This is a genomic window from Pseudenhygromyxa sp. WMMC2535 (assembly GCF_011083025.2).
Genome location: NZ_JABJWV010000001.1, coordinates 1,187,472 through 1,206,094, shown reverse-complemented (window position 1 = coordinate 1,206,094; position 18,623 = coordinate 1,187,472). Strand labels below are relative to the sequence as shown.

At 67.2% G+C, this 18,623-nt stretch carries 10 protein-coding genes; 4 read left to right on the top strand and 6 right to left on the bottom strand.

The features are described 5' to 3' along the window. Positions 1-23: 23 nt before the first annotated feature. From G6O69_RS04390 to G6O69_RS04370, 5 genes are all read right to left on the bottom strand, one after another. Entirely contained in the window at positions 24-1,229 is a 1,206-nt protein-coding gene (locus G6O69_RS04390) for a hypothetical protein (protein WP_172302278.1), read from the bottom strand. Positions 1,230-1,305: 76 nt separating this feature from the next. Then, entirely contained in the window at positions 1,306-2,037 is a 732-nt protein-coding gene (locus G6O69_RS04385) for a polymorphic toxin-type HINT domain-containing protein (protein ID WP_346017135.1), read from the bottom strand. Between the two features lie 215 nt (positions 2,038-2,252). Continuing rightward, a complete protein-coding gene (locus tag G6O69_RS04380) occupies positions 2,253-3,401 on the bottom strand; it encodes a hypothetical protein (protein WP_176396621.1) in 1,149 nt (382 codons plus the stop codon). 137 nt (positions 3,402-3,538) lie between these two features. Then, on the bottom strand, positions 3,539-10,762 hold the full coding sequence (locus G6O69_RS04375) for an RHS repeat-associated core domain-containing protein (RefSeq protein ID WP_176396620.1): 7,224 nt from the start codon (positions 10,760-10,762) through the stop codon (positions 3,539-3,541). Between the two features lie 474 nt (positions 10,763-11,236). Then, positions 11,237-11,746 carry a DUF2505 family protein gene (locus tag G6O69_RS04370; protein ID WP_172302274.1) on the bottom strand — a complete coding sequence of 170 codons (510 nt, stop codon included), beginning with the start codon at positions 11,744-11,746 and terminating at the stop codon, positions 11,237-11,239. Between the two features lie 440 nt (positions 11,747-12,186). On the opposite strand from G6O69_RS04370, the gene G6O69_RS04365 reads away from it, so the two are divergent. The 3 genes from G6O69_RS04365 to G6O69_RS04355 all read left to right on the top strand — a co-directional run bounded on the left by G6O69_RS04365 (position 12,187) and on the right by G6O69_RS04355 (position 15,215). Then, a complete protein-coding gene (locus G6O69_RS04365) occupies positions 12,187-13,083 on the top strand; it encodes a hypothetical protein (RefSeq protein WP_172302273.1) in 897 nt (298 codons plus the stop codon). A 29-nt stretch (positions 13,084-13,112) separates the two neighbouring features. After that, positions 13,113-13,928: an alpha/beta hydrolase gene (locus G6O69_RS04360; RefSeq protein ID WP_172302272.1), complete on the top strand. Its 816-nt coding sequence runs from the start codon at positions 13,113-13,115 to the stop codon at positions 13,926-13,928. Positions 13,929-14,081: 153 nt separating this feature from the next. Beyond that, entirely contained in the window at positions 14,082-15,215 is a 1,134-nt protein-coding gene (locus G6O69_RS04355; protein ID WP_172302271.1) for a DUF3524 domain-containing protein, read from the top strand. Positions 15,216-15,231: 16 nt separating this feature from the next. Here the strand turns inward: G6O69_RS04355 and G6O69_RS04350 are convergent, their stop codons facing one another. Further along, positions 15,232-16,449 (bottom strand): radical SAM protein, encoded by a 1,218-nt coding sequence (locus G6O69_RS04350; protein WP_172302270.1) that lies wholly within the window; start codon positions 16,447-16,449, stop codon positions 15,232-15,234. Between the two features lie 113 nt (positions 16,450-16,562). Between G6O69_RS04350 and G6O69_RS04345 the strand changes: the two genes are divergently transcribed. Next, positions 16,563-18,599: a VCBS repeat-containing protein gene (locus G6O69_RS04345; protein WP_172302269.1), complete on the top strand. Its 2,037-nt coding sequence runs from the start codon at positions 16,563-16,565 to the stop codon at positions 18,597-18,599. The last annotated feature ends 24 nt before the right edge of the window (positions 18,600-18,623 follow it).

Sequence of the window (18,623 nt, the reverse complement as noted above, 5' to 3'; positions counted from 1 at the left end):
AAAGTTCTGAACTACTTGTCTATTCAGATCTTTCGTGCATGTCGCTCATAGATATAGGGCTGAGGCTCGAGGGAGATGCAGTCTTTGAACCCATCAAAAGGTTGATTGTAGGTGAACAGGAGATTTTGGCAGTAGCCGCTTTCGTGTTCGAGGTGCATCTGAATGGCCGAAACGGTGCGGCCATCTACAGTGTGACTCGTTGGTCGGGCAATGCCGCCTGCGATTGAGACTGTCAGCGCCTCAATTTTGAAAGTGCGCTCTATATCCGTGACGATGTCTTCCTCAGTCTTAGTGAGGAGTATGGCTTGTTGTAGTTCGTGATTGACGACGCGCTCTCGTTTGTCCATCCGCGCTGCGAGCGGCCTGTGAAGTTTGCCTGTTGTCAGCGCGGCGCTGACCCGGTCTTGCAGGTTGGACTTCAGCGCCTCGAGTGCTCGCTGGGGGTCGATGGCTGGGGCAACTTCACGATGCTGAATCTCGAATCGTGGTGCATGATATGTGGAGCGCCTGGGCTTGTAGAACGCATCCGCGCCGAGGTGCTCTTTGACACGCTCTCGAGTTTTGTGCACGTGCTCGTAGTCGTGCTCGAGATCAAAGAGTGAGCTGGTGAGCTGGAGAAATATTTGGCCGCTGGGAGTTTCCCAGACACGGTGAGCTGGCGCGCTGAGCAGTTTTTCTCGTCCAAATAAATCTATATACGGGCTTCCGAAGACCATGCCCCAGTGAATGTTGGGAAGCTGTTTCCTGAGAGAGCGTGTGCTCCAGTGCATGCTATAGCTTGGTATGCGCTGGTCGACAACGCTGACCTCACCGGAAAGTGTGCCTCTTTCTATGTCGGTCTTTGTTAGGAGGTGGATGTATCCAATGTCAGCGAGTGATGATGTTGACCATTGTTTAAATATCGAAACAAGTGTTTTTTCTTGGTTCTTTTCATGCTGAAGTACCCAGAGATCGACTCCGCTATGGGAGGGGAAGGCTCCCGTTGGAGAAGAGATGGTAATAAAACCCTCGGCCTTTGGTTTTTTTGTTTTCCAAATTACTTGATTTTTCCAGATTAAAGATGGTTGCTGAGGGGAGATGAACTTGGCTTTGACAGGCTCGTAGTTGCCTATTTTGGTGGGGCGAAGGCATGACGAAGGAACTGTGAGTGGTTGAAGAAGCGTGTCTGCCCAGTTGGCTGAAGAAATGTCCTCTGGGGTCAATACTTGAATGGTGATACCTCCGATCACTGTATGATCTCCAGAATCTCAACGTTCTCGGGATTTATGCGAAATAATTGTCCTCCCCGAGCCTCGACGGAGGCTTTCAGAGGCTTGGTGACATGCGTTGTTCGGGGGATATGTAGACGTTGAAGGGAACGCCCAGTTGCTCGGCCACGTCCGCCTGAATCTGCATTTGACGCGTATTGCTCACGACCATCCGATTCTTGATCTCGCCGACTTCGGCGCCCATTATATCAGGGATGGTGTTCCCCGCACGCCCGTTGAGCGCCGTTCCGCGGACCTTTGTCGTATTCTTGACCTTGCCGAGCTGCTTCAAGACCGCCTGCTCGAAGGCCCGCCCCAATCGATAGTTCGCAGAAAGCCGCGCAGCGAGGTCGGAGCATACGCCATTGTGCACCAAGACCGCCGGCCCATCACCAACTGGCGCGGCGAAGTAGTTGTGCGCGTCCTCGACGGAGAGGTTGAAGACCTCGAATTCACCTTCGCGTCGCGCGATCTGCTCGACCACGGCGAGCTGGCCGTCTTCGAGCAAAAGCTGGTCTCCCAGGGCGAGCGCGGCCACCTGGAGGTAGGCCTGGTATTCAGGCGCAAAGAGCGGGTGATCGGGCGTCAGCTCGAGGGTGGCGCGCTCGCCGGTTTCAGTGAGGTAGCGCAGATCGATGATCTCGGAGATCTCGCGAACCGAGATCGCTTCGATCACGCGAGGAACCAAGCGCAGCTCGCCGTCGATCCACACGCCGGCGAGGACCTGATCCCCGGGGGTGGCGGCGCCTTCGGGGGTGCGGACGCGGGTGCCGGGGACGAAGCAGCCGATCGCGGCGATGCCCTCGAGGCCGGCGCGGACGCAGTTTCCGCGGTAGGCGCTGAGGGTGCGGCCGAGGCCGGCGCGGACGCTCTGGCTGGCGGTCTCGGCGAGGCCAGCGAGGCCGGCAGAGATCAGCTCGGTGGAGAAGCGGGTGCCCTCGTAGGTGAGGGAGTCTGGGGTGGCGGCGAGGGTGAGCGGGAGAAAGTTCTGAACTACTTGTCTATTCAGATCTTTCGTGCATGTCGCTCATAGATATAGGGCTGAGGCTCGAGGGAGATGCAGTCTTTGAACCCATCAAAAGGTTGATTGTAGGTGAACAGGAGGTTTTGGGAGTAGCCGCTTTCGTGTTCGAGGTGCATCTGAATGGCCGAGACGGTGCGGCCATCTACAGTGTGACTCGTTGGTCGGGCAATGCCGCCTGCGATTGAGACTGTCAGTGCCTGAATTTTGAAAGTGCGCTCTATATCCGTGACGATGTCTTCCTCAGTCTTGGTGAGCAGTGCGTCTTGTTGTAGTTCGTGATTGACGAGGCGCTCTCGCTTGTCCATCCGCACTGCGAGTGGCCAGTGAAGTTTGCCTGTTGTCAGCGCGGCGCTGACCCGGTCTTGCAGGTTGGACTTCAGCGCCTCGAGTGCTCGCTGGGGGTCGATGGCTGGGGCAACTTCACGATGCTGAATCTCGAATCGTGGTGCATGATATGTGGGGCGCCTGGGCTTGTAGAACGCATCCGCGCCGAGGTGCTCTTTGACACGCTCTCGAGTTTTGTGCACGTGCTCGTAGTCGTGCTCGAGATCAAAGAGTGAGCTGGTGAGTTGGAGAAGTATTTGGCCGCTGGGGGCTTCCTGGACAAAATGGGCGGGGGCGCTCAGGATTCGGTCTCGGCCGAAAAAATCAATGTATGGTTTTCCAAAGACCATTCCCCAGTGAATGTTGGGTATGTACTTCCTTAGAGTGTGTGTGGTCCAATACATTCCATAGCTTGGGATGCGCTGGTCGACGACATATGTTTCTCCGAATTTCCAGCTCTCGTGTATGTCGGGATCGCTAAGGAGCTGAATGTATCCAATGTCTGCTTCGCTGTGTGATGACCAGGTGTCAAATAACCGACTGATGGCTTGCTCGGGGTAGTTCCGGTACTGCTCGATGGTAATGCCAATGTCATCATGAATGGTGACTGGCCCTATGGCCCCTCGGGCATGGACGTAGCCAGAACACCGTGGTTTTGCTGACTTCCACAGGAGTGGAGGACCCCATATCTTGGCTGCATCGGCCGGTGTGCGATATCGCCTTCGAATAGGCTCATAGTTGCTGATCCGGGTTGGTGTTAGGGGGGGGATAGAAGATCCAGCGGGGAGAGGAGAGTAGATGCCCAAGAAGGAAGAGATAGGTCCAGCGGGGAGAGGACCTGGATAAATACTCCGTAGCTCATTTTATAGGTGTTTCGGACGCAGGACTGATGGCTGTCAACGATGCTCGAGGTGAGGCGAGTATGAGGTGCTATGAACACCGGTCACGGAATGAACTCCGAGAGCTCTCCTGTCTCAGGGGTGACACGGGTGATCTTGCCTCCGAGACGGTCGACTGCTTGTTTTAGTGTGTTTGTAATATGTTTCGTTCGGGGTGATACATAGACGTTGAAGGGAACGCCCAATTGTTTGGCTACGTCCGCCTGAATCTGCATTTGACGCGTATTGCTCACGACCATCCGGTTCTTGATCTCGCCGACTTCGGCGCCCATTATATCAGGGATGGTGTTCCCCACACGCCCATTGAGCGCCGTTCCGCTGACCTTTGTCGTGTTTTTTGCGACGCCGAGCTGCTTCAAGACCGCCTGCTCGAAGGCCCGCCCCATTCGATAGTTCGCAGAAAGCCGCGCAGCGAGGTCGGAGCATACGCCATTGTGCACCAAGACCGCCGGCCCATCACCAACCGGCGCGGCGAAGTAGTTGTGCGCGTCCTCGACGGAGAGGTTGAAGACCTCGAATTCACCTTCGCGTCGCGCGATCTGCTCGACCACGGCGAGCTGGCCGTCTTCGAGCAAAAGCTGGTCTCCCAGGGCGAGCGCGGCCGCCTGGAGGTAGGCCTGGTATTCAGGCGCAAAGAGCGGGTGATCGGGCGTCAGCTCGAGGGTGGCGCGCTCGCCGGTTTCAGTGAGGTAGCGCAGCTCGATGATCTCGGAGATCTCGCGAACTGAGATCGCTTCGATCACGCGAGGAACCAGGCGCAGCTCGCCGTCGATCCACACGCCGGCGAGGACCTGATCCCCGAGGGCGAGGGTCTCGATGGTGGCGGATCCCTCGGGGGTGCGGACGCGGGTGCCGGGGACGAAGCAGCCGATCGCGGCGATGCCCTCGAGGCCGGCGCGGACGCAGTTTCCGCGGCAGGCGCTGAGGGTGCGGCCGAGGCCGGCGCGGACGCCCTGGCCGGCGGTCTCGGCGAGGCCAGCGAGGCCGGCAGAGATCAGCTCGGTGGAGAAGCGGGTGCCCTCGTAGGTGAGGGAGTCTGGGGTGGCGGCGAGGGTCTCGCTGCCGAGCATGCGGCCGATGGCCTCGCGGGCTGCGGCGGAGGGGTTGCCGTTGGTGGCCCAGTAGGCGGCGACGACGAAGGGGATGGTGGGCGGGAGGAAGGCGATGACGCCCCCGCCGACGACGGCGCTGCCGGTGTTGGCGAGGCCGTCGAAGAGGCCGAGGCCGATCTCGGTGGGGGTGCTGGTGTTGCTCGAGGGGTTGGGGGCCTGGGCGCGGGCGTCGTTGGATGGGCCGAGGTCGGTGCTGGTGCCGGCGCTGCTGCCCTCGCGCTGGGCGGTGACGGTGAGGGTCATCTCGAAGCCGCCAAAGGGGTTGGCGCGGATCTCCGAGGCGGTGACGGTGGTGCCGCCGGAGCCCTCGCTGTCGTCGCTGCCGGCGGGTTCGGGGGCGAAGCCGCTGGGGTCGATCTGCGAGAGCGGATCGTTTTGGACGTAGGCGAAGCGGTTCCAGCCCTGGGCGGTGTAGGCGTCGACGATCAGCGGATCCGCGGAGGTCATGCGGCCGAGCTGGGGGTCGTAGAGGCGCCCGCCCATGTCGACGAGGCCGAGGTCGGCGCGGGACTGGTGGCCGGTGTAGCCGCGGGCGACGGCGGCGAGGACCGAGAATTCTTCGGGCGCGCTCCAGTCGTCGGGGTCGCGGTCGCGGCCCCAGGCATCGAAGGACAGGCGCTGGACGAGCTCGCCCTGCTCGTCGGTGACGATGTCGGTGGAGCCCTGGTGATCGTCGTGGAGGTAGCGGGTGCGGGCGGAGAGTATCTGCTGGCTGTCGAGCTCGTGCTCGATCTGGGCGACGACGCGGCCGCGGCCGTGGATCAGGTAGCGGTGGCGCTCGCGGCCCTGGTCGAGGTCGCGCTCGCGCTCGTAGATGTTTGCGAAGCTGCGCAGCTGGACGTTTTGGAGCTCGTCGACGCGCAGGACCCTGCGCTGGTCGGCGTCGTATTCGAAGCGCAGCGTCTCGCCGGTGCTGGCGGCGATCTTGGCGGGCTTGGCGAAGCTGGTGTAGGCCAGCCAGCGCTCCTGGTCGGCGTTCTTGGTGTGGATCAGGCTGCCCTTTTGATCCCAGCTCAGGCTCTGATCCCCGGCCCAGGTCAGCAGGCCGCGGGCGTCGTAGTCGTAGTCGCCGACGTCGCTGGCGTGGACGAGGTTGCCGAGCGGGTCGTAGGCGAACCAGCGCTCGTGGTGGTGATCGTCGGGGCCGCTGATCTCGAGGTGAGCCAGGCGCAGCAGGCCGTCGTAGTCGAAGTCCTCGCGCTGGCCGACGCGCAGGTCCTCGCGCCAGGCCAGGGTCTGGTTTGGGCTCCAGCCGTAGCGCAGGTCCTGGAGCGGATCCGTGTCGGTGTTGGCGTTTGGGTCGAAGGTCCGCAGGCCGATCAGCTGGCCGAGGGCCGGGTCCCACTCGCGGGCGCTGACCAGGCCGTTGGCGAAGCGCTCCTCGGTGATCCGCCCAGCTTCGTCCGCTTCGGTGATCGACCACAGGGCCTCGGGGTCGTCGCCGAGGTGCACGGCGCTCAGGCTGCCGTCGGCGGCGTAGCGGTTCTCGACGCGGATCTGCGGCAGGTTGGGGTGCTCGGGGTAGCGCAGCGCGCTCGGGCGGCTGTAGGCGTCGTAGTCGATCTCGAGCGCGAGGGCGTCGTCGTCGATCCACTGCTCGATCCGGCGCAGGCGGCCGAAGCTGTCGTAGTCGTAGAGATCCGCGACGCCGCCGGGAGTCTTGGTGCTGCTCAGGTGGCCGGGGAGCTGCGCGTCCCAGATCCACCAGCTGTCGCCCTCGTCGTCGCTGCGCCGGATCTGGCGGCCGAGGGCGTCGTAGGCGTAGGTCACGAGCTGGTCCTCGCCGTCGAGGGCGGCGATCAATCCGCCCCAGGCGTCGTAGGCGTAGTCGCGCAGGCCCTCGGCGGGGTCGTGGCTCGAGACGAGGCGGCCGAGGCGGTCGTAGGTGTAGCGCTTGACCAGCGCCGGGGCCTCGCCGGCGGTGGCCTCGGTGTTCGTGCTCTCGCCGATCGGGTCGTCCTCGACGCAGCTGGGCCGGGCGGCGACGAGCCACGAGAAGTGGGCGTAGTCGAGGCACAGGCGCTCTTCGTCGGCGGTCCCCGGGGCGCTGATCGTCTCGACGACTCGACCGGCGCCGTCGCGGCGGATCTGCCTGCGCCGACCTTCGAAGCCGACGTGCTCGACCGCGAGGCCGGCGTGGGTCCAACGCTCGACGCTGCCCTCGGCGAGGGTGTGCTCGATGACCCGACCAAAGGCGTCGTGGCGCCAGCGCTCGCTGCCGAGCTCGGGGCCGTCGAGGCGGTGGGCGAGGCTGCGCTCGACGAGCTGGCCCTCGCCGTCCCAGCGCTGCCACTGCCGGCGCGGTTCACCGTCGGCGCCCAGCCAGCGCGCTTCGGTCTCGCGGCCGAGGCGATCGAAGGCGCGGGTCAGCTCGCCGTGGCCGCTGACCTTGGCGAGGATCTGCAACCCGCCGGCCGCGGGATCGAGGGCCGGGAGGTAGTGGATGCTGAGGTCGTCTCCGCGGGCGAACCACTGCGAGAAGGTGCGCGCGCCGGTCAGCCGGCCAAAGCCGTCGTAGTCGAAGACCTGGCGCTGGCCGTCGATCGTCACCAGGGTGTGGGGGACGCCGAGGTCTTCGTGCCAGGCCAGGGTGCTGACGTGGCCGAGGGCGTCTTGGATCTTCACGGGGAAGAGCCCGCGCTCGTCGTAGGCGATCGTGCCCCCGCGGGCCTGGGCGTCGGCGTCGTAGCTGGTCACGGCCACGCGGTTGCCGAAGGCGTCGTACTCGTAGGTGGTGTGCAAGAAGAGCGCGCTGTCTTCGGACTCGGGCTCGCGCAACTCGCTGAGCAGCGCGCCGGTCTCGGCGGCGTAGCCATGGACCCAGCGCCGCTCGATCACCTGGCTGTCGTGGATCCCCGCGAGGCGCTCGTCGACGACCTGATCGAGCAGCCAGCGCTCGAGGTCGTGCTCGACCACGCGCCGACGATCGAGCACGAGGCTGGGGCCGTCCTCGACGGCCGTACTCATGCGCTCGTGGGTGGGGTGGGCGAGGGCGTCGCGGGTGAACACGGTGCTGACTTGAGAGGTCAGCGGGTCGTGGTCCTGGACCTCGCTGAGTCCGCAAAAGCCCGCGCAGTCCCACAGCTCCCAGGTCCGCGCGACGCTCTGGCTGTCGGCGGCGTGGTAGCGGCCCGGGCCGGTGTGCAGCACGTCGTGGACGATGGTGGCCAGGCTCACGCGCACGCGCCCGTCCTCGGGGTCGCGGCGCTGCTCGAAGATCATGGTGGTCAGCCCGGCCGTGGGCGCGGCGGCGAGCTCGGGGTCGTAGTCGAGGTTGCCGGTGTACTCGCTGCGCTTGGCCAGGGCGACGCGCTGGCCGTCGCGCCACACGAACTCGGTCTGGTCGTGGCGGTGAAAGCCGAGGCTGCGCTGCGCGAGGCGATCGCGGCGCAGGCCGGCGTAGCGATGCTCGAACTCCCGCGCGCCATCGTCGAGGCTCGCGCCCAGGCCGGCGTCGAGGCGGTGGCGGGTGACGACGACCACGGGCGCGCGGCCGCAATCAAAGGGCCACGCGCAGGTCGCTTGCGGGCCGTCCTCGTAGAGCTCGGGGCGCTCGTAGTCGGTGATCGCGGCGTACTCGAGCTCGATCACCTGGCCGAGGCCGTCGCGGATCCTCGCCACGCGATCGGGCTGCTCGCCGCGGCGGCGCCAGATGTCCCAGACGCCGCCGAGCTCGTAGCTCCAGTACACCGGGTCGTGGAGCCCGTCGCCGTCGACGTCCATGGCCGCCAGGGCCCGGGTCGGGACGCTCGCGTTGTTCTGCCAGGCGGGCGCGTCGACGAGCGGGGCGTTGACGAGGGTGCCGTCGCCCAGCGGACGCCACTGCTGCCAGGTCCCGGTGGCGCTGTCGGGGATCATCAGATCCGCGACGCCGTCGCCCTGGAGATCCAGGACCGCGCTGCTCACGAATTCACGAAAGAGCGCGTCGCCGGCCTCGCCGGTGGTCAGCCAGCCGCCGTCGACGAAGCGGCCGCCTTGGTTGATCCAAAGCCGCAGGCCGCCGAGCTCCTGCGAGGGGGGATCCACGGGCAGCACCGCGGCGGCGATGCTCGAGCTCTCGTCCACGTCGTCGCCGGACTGGAGCTGATAGCGGACCAGATCCGGGAGCCCGTCGCCCTGGACGTCGAGCACGCGATCGATGCCCAGGTTGGAGCCGTGGGAGGGCGCGCCCGCGTCGGGGACGTTGAGGGTGCCGTTGGTCAGCGAGGGCCGCCAGCGCTGGGCGACGTCGGGGGGCAGGCCGGTGTCGACGAGCGCGGCGCTGTCCCAGGTCGGGGCGGGGCGCAGGGCCTTGTAGTTGCCCCATTTGGTCACCGGCAGATAGTCCTGGGTCAGCGCGGACCAGCGCGGGATGACCAGCAAGGAAGCCACGCCGTCGCCGTCGTGATCCAGGATCAGCAGGGCGTCGCGGGCCGAGCAGCCGACTTGGGTGTCGACGCGCGCGGCCACGTCGAAGCCGAGGCCGGGCTCGTTGACGAGCAGCTGCCAGGTCCCCACCCAGGTGCTCTGATCGTCGATCTCGAGCTCGCCGCCCCAGCAGTAGAGGATGTCGCTCAGGCCGTCCCCGGTGAAGTCGGCGGCGGCGTAGGTGTAGGCCGGCTTTTGCAATTCGCCGACGTCGATGTGCTGCTCGACAACGCCCTCGAGGCCGGGCTCGACGATCGCGAATTCAGTGATCGCAAAGAGCATCGCGCTGCCGCCGAGCGGGGCGATCGCCTCGTCGCTGCCGTCGGCGTCGTAGTCGATCGCGAAGAGGGGCTGGTCGAGGCCGGTGAACTGCGGGTTTGAGGTCGAGAGGATCCCGGCGCGCGGGCCCTCGATCAGCGAATAGATGCCCTCGGGGCACTCGCTGGGATCGGGGAAGTCGTCGTTGAGGCTGCAGATCTTCCCGGTCACCGTCACGGCCTCGGGCTGGGTCCGCCAAAACTCCCAGCCGCGGTCCTCGGAGGCCGGGAGCCCGCCGTTGCCGTTGGCGGCGAGCAGGTCCGAGCGCCCGTCGCCGTCGCCGTCGAGCACGACCTGGCCGAGCAAGCTGGGGTCGTAGGTCTGGAGGTCGAAGCCGTTGGGGAAGGGGGCGCCGCCGAAGGACCAGGCCTCGGCGGGCATGTCGTCGGCCCCGTCTTCGCCGAGGATCCACTCGAAGGTGGTGGGCGCCCGGCAGACCCCGTCGGCGGCGCACTCGCCCACGGAGACCAGGCGCGAGCGCCCGGTGACGCTGGCGGGATCGGGCTCATCGGGCGCATCGGGGTCATCGGCGTAGGCCAGCGGCCAGCGGCGCACGAGGGTCTCGTCGACGAGGCTGCGCAGCGCGGCGAGGCGGTAGCTGCTGCGCGTGGGCAGGCCCGCGAAGTAGCCGCGGCGGGGATCCGGGCGCGGGGCCCAGTCGAGGACGATGGAGCGCGTGGGCGGGAGCGCCGGAGCCTGGGCGTGGGCGCCGTAGTGGATCGCCGCGAGCCGGTGGTCGACGCGGGCCCAGCCGTCGTCGAGGGTCTCGTGCTCGTAGGCGTATTCGTAGCGGATCGTGTTGCCAAAGCGGTCGGCGCGGCTCGAGCGAGCCCAGCGGCGCACGCCGAGGTGCGAGCTGAGCACGGCGTCGTCGCTGCACCCGTAGGTGTCGATCAGCCCGTCGCGGCGGCGGACCTCGAAGGTCAGCGCGCCCGGGCACTTGCTGGAGCCGAGGATCCGGACGCGGGAGAAGTCGTCGCGGCGGGGTCGATACTCGGCGCCGGGCTGCCAGGCCTGGCCCGCGCTGAGCAGCAGGCGCTCGCCGTCGAGGCACAGGGCGTCGTCGTCGCTGAAGTCGACCGGTGCCACGCGGCCGTCCACGGCCAGGGAGGGGGCGCAGCGCTCGATGGCGGACTCGCCGACGAGGCGCCAGCCGACGCCCAGGGGGCCGTCTCCGGCGGCGCTGTCGTAGCGCAGGGCGAGCTCGGGGACGAGGGCGCCGGTGGCCGGGGGGAGGCTCAGGGGGAGGTGGTAGACGGCTGCGCCGTCCTTGCTGACCTCGAAGTGAGCCTGGAGCGCGCCGACGGGGGCGGTGGGGGTGCGCGTGGGGCCCACGGCGCCCAGCGGCAGGCCAGGCAAATGTTCCAGTATTCTGTTTGTATATGTGCCTGATATTGCGTTGGCCGGTGAAGACGCGAGGAATGCGGCCATGCACAGCGTGAATACAGACGAGAGGTTGTGAAGTTTGCGACGCTCTACCATGGCAACGACGCATGCACTCTCTCAGAGTCGAGGTGGCCGTGTCATCTGATTAAATCATGCAAACTGCCGTGTCGCGAAACGGATTACATGCATTTTCGCGAGGGGTATTACATGGATATCGGCGGGAGAGGAGCGCGAGGGTCGCGAAAACAACATGATCACCCGGCGATGCCGTGCAGATCTGTCGAATCTTCAGGGCGGGTGTTCAGGGCGCAGATGTCGCGACAGCTTGTCGCGAAATGCCCTACATTCTAATCGCCAGAATCATGTAAGCTGCGTCGCGACAAGTCGCGAAACGTGATTATCACACGTTCATGTCGCGACATGGATTACATGGCGCGAAGGTCGCGACACGCAAAGAGGGCGACCGGGGACGGTGCCCCGCGTCGCCCTCGCGCGTCATCTGGGTGGTGCTCGCCGGGCTCAGCTGGCCTCGGGGTGCGCGGGGAACCACTGGTTCCAGTAGTTGCTGCACAGCGGCCAGGACTTGTAGATGTTGTGCTCGACGGCGCGCTCGAGCAGCCCGCCGACGCCGAGGATCTTGCACTCGATGGTCAGCGCGCTGTGCCAGCGCATGCGGTCCTCGCCGAGGGGCTCGGTCCACATGCGGCCGCGGATCCACAGGCGGTCGCCGAACACGGTGGTGCGGTGGCGAAAGTGGAAGATCTGGGTGGCCTTGTCGAAGCGGCCCCACTCCTGGTAGCCGAGGCGCTCGCCGATCAGCTTGGCGACCTTGCCTCCGACCTCGAGCTTCGGGTGCGCGGCGATGTTGCGGATGATCTCGCGCTCATCTTCGCGGAACTCGGTGATCGTCGGCTCGTCCCAGCGCAGGCCGTGGAGGAAGGTCTCGCGGTTGAAGTCGGCGTCGAAGTAGAGCGGCCAGAAGCGCTCGGGGGTGCAGCGGACCTCGTGGGTGATGTCGCACTCGCGCATGGGCGGCGCATGTTAGACCGCGGGAGATCCCCCAGCGCACCTTCGGAGCCGAGCGACCTCCCGCGGCCGAGAGTGTTCCCTCATTGTCGGGGAGGGCGCGCTGCAATTCCAAGCAAAATGCGCAGCTTGCGGGCAGCAAAAATCGCTCATTTTTGCGCCTAGGAGCCCGTGGTGGAACCCAGCGCGGCTCCTGGCGCCGGGATTTTCGTCGAGGGCGCGAAGCCAAAACGCTGCTGTACCGGGCGTACTGCAAGTTTTGGCGACAAAGCCCTCGGCGAAAAGACCAAGCCAGGTGTCGTGTTGGGTTTCACCACGGGCTCCTAGGGGGCGGAATTGGGCGAGATGATGAGTCTGCGTGAGGTGCGCGACATGGCATCTCGGGCAGGTCGCGCTCGGGTCGAGTGAGCTGAGCGGTGATGCGCACGGTGTAGAGTCGCCGGGTGCTCGGGCTCACCTTGGCCGTCGTCCTCGCCTCGAGCCCCGGATCTGCGGGCGAAGATGTGCTCTACGCACCCGTCGCGGACAGCCCCGAGGCCGAGCCGGAGGGCGTCGAGCAGCCACCGAGCGAGCAGCCATCGGGCGAGCCGACGAGCGAGCAGACGGCGAACGAGCGGCTGTCGGGCGAACAGCCATCGGGCGAGCAGCCATCGAGTGAGCAGCTCGGCGCCGTCGAGGACGGCGTGAGCGAGGCGGGCACGGGTGCGCCGGTGCCAGCGCTCGCGCCCGTGTCCGCGGGCGTGGTCGCGCCCGATCCGGCGCCGAGCTTGCCGGTCCTGCCGCCCATGGAGCTCCCGCCGCCGCCACCACCACCAGACGGCGCGGGGCGGCTCGTCGGCGGGAGCGTGGCGATCGCCCTGGGCCTGGGCGCGGTGTCGGTGGTCGGATACGAGGCAAGCCGCGAGGACGGCAACCCGGGCGTGGTCGCGGGCACCTTCATCCCCCTGGGCCTCGCGGGCCTGGGCGTCGGCGTCTACCTGCTCATTCGCGGGGCCAAGGCGCGGGCGCGGCTGCTCGAGTGGCGGTCCTACGCCGAGCAGCGCGGGCGCCCCTCGGGCAGCGGGATGGTCGTGGGCGGGACCATGAGCGTGGCGATCAGCGGCGTCACCTTGGTCGCCGCGGCGGTCCAGTCTCGAGATGTGGACACGCGCGGGCGCCCGCTGAACACGGCGCTGTGGACCGTGGGCGGGGCAGGCCTGGCGACCGGGGCGGCGCTTTTGAGCACGGGCCTCGTCCGCCGCAAGCGCTACCAAGCGTGGCGCCAGCGCACCTTCTTGGCGGCGCCCGTGGTCACGCGTTTGCCCGGTGGGTTTGGGCTCGGGGTCGCGGGCCGCTTTTGAGCGGCCAAGCTGGCTGCTACACCTCTCGCGTGCCCTACACCCTCGGCCCCGGCGAACACCGCATTCACTTTCGCGAGCTGGGCGCGGCTTCGCGTCCGACCATCGTGCTGATCCAGGGTCTGACCCTCGACGGGCGGTTCTGGTTCGACCTCCCGCAGCGCCTGGCCAAGGATCCCGAGCACCCCTGGCACGTGCTCGTCCCCGACAACCGGGGCGTCGGGCTCAGCGACCTCCCGGGGCGGCCGTGGACCATGGCCGACATGGCCGACGACGTGGCGGCCATGCTCGACGCGGTGGACGTGCGTCAGGCGGTGGTCGTCGGCATCTCGATGGGGGGCATGATCGCGCAGCAGGTCGCGCTGCGGCACCCGGAGCGCGTCGCGGGCTTGATCTTGATGGCGACCTGGCCGGGGCTGCCCTACGGCAAGCTGCCGCCGCTGCGCTCGCTGGGGGATCTCGTCGGCTCGTCGGTGGTCCAGCGCGGCAACATGGACGCGGTCGCGCGGCTGATCTTGCCGGACTCGAGGCGCGACGACGCGCGTGAGCTCCTGCGCGGCTGGTTTGGGCTGATGCGCGAGCGCCCGCCGCAGCGCCAGGCGGTGCTCGGTCAGCTGGGCGCGATCGCGAGTCACTCCACCGGTCATCGACTGGGGCGAATTCAAGCGCCAACGCGAGTGATCACAGGCGCCGAAGATCGTCTGATCCCACCGATCAATGCCGAGCGTCTCGCTGCGCGCATTCCTGGTGCAGGGCTCGAGATCGTGCCCGACGTGGCGCACGCCATCCCGCTGCTCGATCGCAGCGTGGTCCACCGCAATCTCGCTGCGCTGGGTATGTGGGGGTAGATCGAGTCGTCACAAACCGGCCCACCGGCACGAATAGTGACCGCAGTCGCACTTTAAACATGCGCAATCCACGCAGATCGCTGTTTGGATACTTGCGCAGCTTCGCAGGCGAGGCTGCGGCCGCGGCCGTGGGCGAGTAAGCTACGCGCGGGTATGCGCGTGCTCTATCTGGAGCCCTTCGAGGCTGGCTCGCACGAAGCTTTCGGGCGCGCGTTGACCTCGGCGCCATGGGCGGAGTGGATCCCTCTGACCTTGCCGGGTCGCTACTGGAAGTGGCGCATGCGAGGCAGCGCGGCCTACTTTGCCCAGCAGCTGCTGCACCTCGATCTCAGCCGCATCGACCTGCTCTTCGCGAGCTCTTACCTCCCCCTGGCGGAGCTCGTGGGCATGGTCCCGGAGCTCGCGGCGATGCCGCGCGTGCTCTACTTTCACGAAAACCAACTCGCCTTTCCGGTTCGCGACAGCGCCAACCAAGACCCCGCGCGGGACCTGCACTTTGGCTTCACGCAGCTGGTCTCGGCCCTGGCCGCCACGCGCTGCGTGTTCAACAGCGCCCACAACCGCGACAGCTTCCTCGAGGCTGGGCGGGTGCTGCTGCGGCGCATGCCCGACGCGGTGCCGCTGGGTTGGATCGAGGCGATCGAGGCGCGCAGCGAGGTCCTCGGCCTGCCCCTGGAGCTCCCGGAGATCGCCAACCCGCGCGAGCTCGAAGACCTCCCGGCTCACGCCCGCGACGAGGGTCCGCTGATCTTGTGGAACCACCGCTGGGAGCACGACAAGGGCCCCGACGCCCTGGTCCGGATCCTCGACGCGCTGCTCGAGCGCGGGCAGATCTTTCGCCTCGCGGTCTGCGGCCAGCAATTTCGCCGCCGTCCGCCGGAGCTGCTCGAGGCCGAGCCGCGCCTGCGCGCGGCGCTCGGCGATCGCCTGGTGCAGTGGGGCTTCGTGCGCACGCGCGAGGACTACCGCGAGCTGCTCAGCGACGCGCAGATCGCCCTGTCCACCGCCAAGCACGAGTTCTTCGGTGTCTCGATGCTCGAGGCCGTGCACTGCGGCGCCCGGCCGCTGGTCCCCGACGCGCTGAGCTACACCGAGCTCTTCCCCAACGAGTTTCGCTATGGCGACGAGGCCGAGGCGGTGGTCGAGCTCGAGCGGCTGATCTGGGCGTGGGGCTCGGGGCTGATCGACCTGCGCGGCAACCGACGTCAGCTGAGCATGCCGTGGTCGAAGACGCTGATGCTCGAGCGCTACCGCGAGCTCTTCGTGCGCTTGATCCGCAACAGCTGACTCGCCCGCGTGGTGCTCAGCCGTCTGCGCTCGGCTCGCCCTCGCCCAGGCCCTGGCTGACGAGCTTGGTGTCCTCGAGGCCGACGCCGTACTTTTGCGCCTTCTTGGCCTCGGCCTTGCGCTTGGACTCGAACAGCCGGCGGCTCTTGTCGGTGACCTTGCCGACCTTGACCAGCCCGGGCTCGCGCATGGTCTCGGGCGGGCGCTCGGACTTGCGGTGCTCGGGGTTGCTGGGCCGCGGCGGCCCGTCGAAGCGGCGCTTCCACTCCTCAAGGCTGAGCTTGGCGAAGCTCGGGTCCCGGGGGTCGCGGAGGATGGCTTCGACCACGGCGTCGCGGTCGACGAACACCGGGTGGAGCTCGGCGGGGTCGTAGGCCTCGCCGCGGTCGAAGAGCCCGCCGCAGATCGAGCGCAGCGAGCACTGCGAGCAGACCTCGGCGTAGAGGTGACCCCACTCGGTCTGGCGCACGGTCTGCTTGTCGTCGAGGAAGTGGACGATGCGCTCCTCGCTCTTGACGATCTTGCGGGTCTCGGTGCTCGCCCACGCGAAGTCGGTCATGTAGCACAGCGGGACCTTCTCGACGCGGAAGGTCCGCCCGCTGCGCTGGAGCAGACGCAGCGCGCGTTGGAGCGAGAGCTCGAAGTCGGCCAGCCGGGGCGTGAACTGATCTTGGTTGACCTCGGCCCGGCCCATGGAGGGGTCGAGGTTGTTCCACACGAAGTGGCGAATATAGGGGTGGTGCTCGATGAAGTAGCGAATGTTGCGATCGAGGTGATCCGCGTTGAGCTTGTTGATCACGCAATTGATGTTGATCTCGATGCCAAATTCGTTGGCGTTGTGCAGCGCCTTCAGGGCGATCGGCAAGGTCCCGGGGGTCCCGCGCAGGCGATCCTCGACGGCCTCGACCACCGAGTAGATCGAGATGTGGACGAGCTCGAGCCCGGCCTCGGCCATGGCCTGGGCGAACTTGCGGTCGGCCAGGCGCGTGCCGTTGGTGATCATCCGGACGTGCAGGCCGGCCTCGCTGGCGTAGCGACAGATCGCCGGGAGCTCGGGGTGTAAGCTGGGCTCACCTCCGGTCAGGATCACGCCGAAGTAGCCGCGCGCGACGAAGTCGTCGACGAGCACGCGCATGGACTCGAAGTCGTGAGTGTAGGGCGTGGTCGGGTTCGAGCAAAAGCCGCAAAAGTGGTTGCAGTGCCGGACGACCTGGATGTAGCCGATGTTCGCCACCGCGTGCAGCATAGCCCATGCGGGGGAGGGGGAGCGGGACCGAGTGCCCGCGCCGGGCGCTGGGCGCTGGTGCGCCAGCAGGCCCCGTGTTAGGCCAGCACGCGAACACCGCCATGACCTCTCTTCAGCGCACGATCACGACGCAGGGCCTGACCTTGGCCCTGGCCCTGACCACCTCCTTGACGGCGGGCACGGCCCACGCAGACCCGATCTTCGAGTTGATCGACGGGGCCCTCGACCCTCAGGCCTGCGGGGGCGCGGGCTGCTGGACCAACCACATGCGGGTCACCGACATCGACAACGACGGCGACCTCGACCTGCTCTTCGCCAACTACGCGGACTTCTTCGGCGGCGACGACTCGCCCCAGCCTCTGGTCGTCTACCTCAACGACGGCGCGGCCAACTTCAGCGACAACTCGAGCGCGGCCTTCGGCAACTACGAGGGCAACCTGCGCCAGATCGCCGTCGGCGACGTCGACGGCGACGGCGCCCCCGACATCTACGCCCCGAGCGGCTCCGGCGACGCCCACGTGCTGTTCATCAACGACGGCAGCGGGCTCTTCGTCGACGAGGCCGACGCCCGCCTGCCCGACGACTACCCCGCCGGCGCGGCCGCGCGCATGGCCGACGTCGACAACGACGGCGACCTCGACATCTTCGCCGCCGACGCCTACGCCGGCGACGGTCCGCCCTACGGCCGGCTCTATATCAACGACGGGGCCGGGGTGTTCACCGAGGCCGAGGGGGCGCTCCCCGTGGCCATCGCTGGCCAAGACATCGACGACGTCGAGTTCTTCGACGCCGACCGCGACTTCGACCTCGACCTGGTCGTCAACGCGCACTCCGGGGGCATCGGCGCGCTGTGGCTCAACGACGGCAGCGGCGTGTTCACGGCCGGGGGCAGCCTGGCCGCGCCGGCCACGGGCAACTTCCACTACAACGTCGCGCCCTGCGACGTCGACGGCGACGGCGACCTCGACCTGTGGATCGACAACATCGGCGGCAGCTTCACCGAGCAGCTGCAGATCAACGACGGGACCGGCGTCTTCAGCGACGAGACCGACACGCGGGTCAGCGGCAACCCCGGGGCCGACGACAACGGGGTGGCCTGCGTCGACCTCGACGACGACGGCGACCTCGACGGCGTGGTGCTCTCGCTGGCCTCGGCCGAGCGCCTGCTCGAGAACGACGGCGCGGGCAACTTCAGCTACGTCGCGGACACCTTCCCGCCGCCCACGGACTGCACCTTGTGGGGGGAGTTCGGCGACCTCGACGGGGACGCGCGCGTCGACCTGGTCACCGCCCAGGGCGAGTGCTCCTCGTCCAACGAGGTCTACCTGGCCGGGGATGAGGTGCCCGTGGACTCGCGCGCGCCGGTGATCGTCGCGACCGAGGGCCTGCCCGTGGAGCCGCCCGCCGAGGGCCCCACGCTGCGCTTCGCCGTGGCCGACCGCACGCTCAGCGACGAGGGCCCGCGCCTGGCCCGGGCCTACGCGGTGATCGACCCGGAGGGCGTGAGCGAGGAGTTCCCGGCCTGGTACATGGGCGGGGACCTCTACCGGGTGGTGCTGCCGACGGTGGGCGAGGGCGAGGAGGTGGTCTTCGAGCTGTGCGCCGAGGACCGCGCTGGCAACATTGGCTGCGGGGAGACCCAGAGCTACGAGATGGGGGCGGGGGAGACCTCGACGGATACGGACACGGACACCGAGACGACGGGCACGGATACGGACACCGAGACGACGGGCACGGACACCGAGACGACGGGCACGGATACGGACAGCGAGACGGGCACGGAGACGGAGACGGGCAGCGAGACGGGCACGGAGACGGAGACGGGCAGCGAGACGGGCACGGAGACGGAGACGGGCAGCGAGACGGGCACGGGCAGCGAGTCGGACAGCGGCGAGGACGAGGACAGCAGCGGTAGCGCAGACAGCTCGAGCGCCGACGAGAACTCCGGCGAGGACTTCGCCGACGAGGACAGCGAGGGCTCCGGGGGCGACGAGATCGGCGCGGACGAGGGCAACGTGGGCATCGACGACGGCTGCAATTGCAGCAGTGCGCCCGCGCGCCCGGGGCCGAAGGGGGCGCTGGGATGGCTGGCGCTCGCGGCCTTGGGCATGGGCCTGCGCCGTCGCCGGGACCGCTGACGCACCGCTCGAGCGGATCGTACA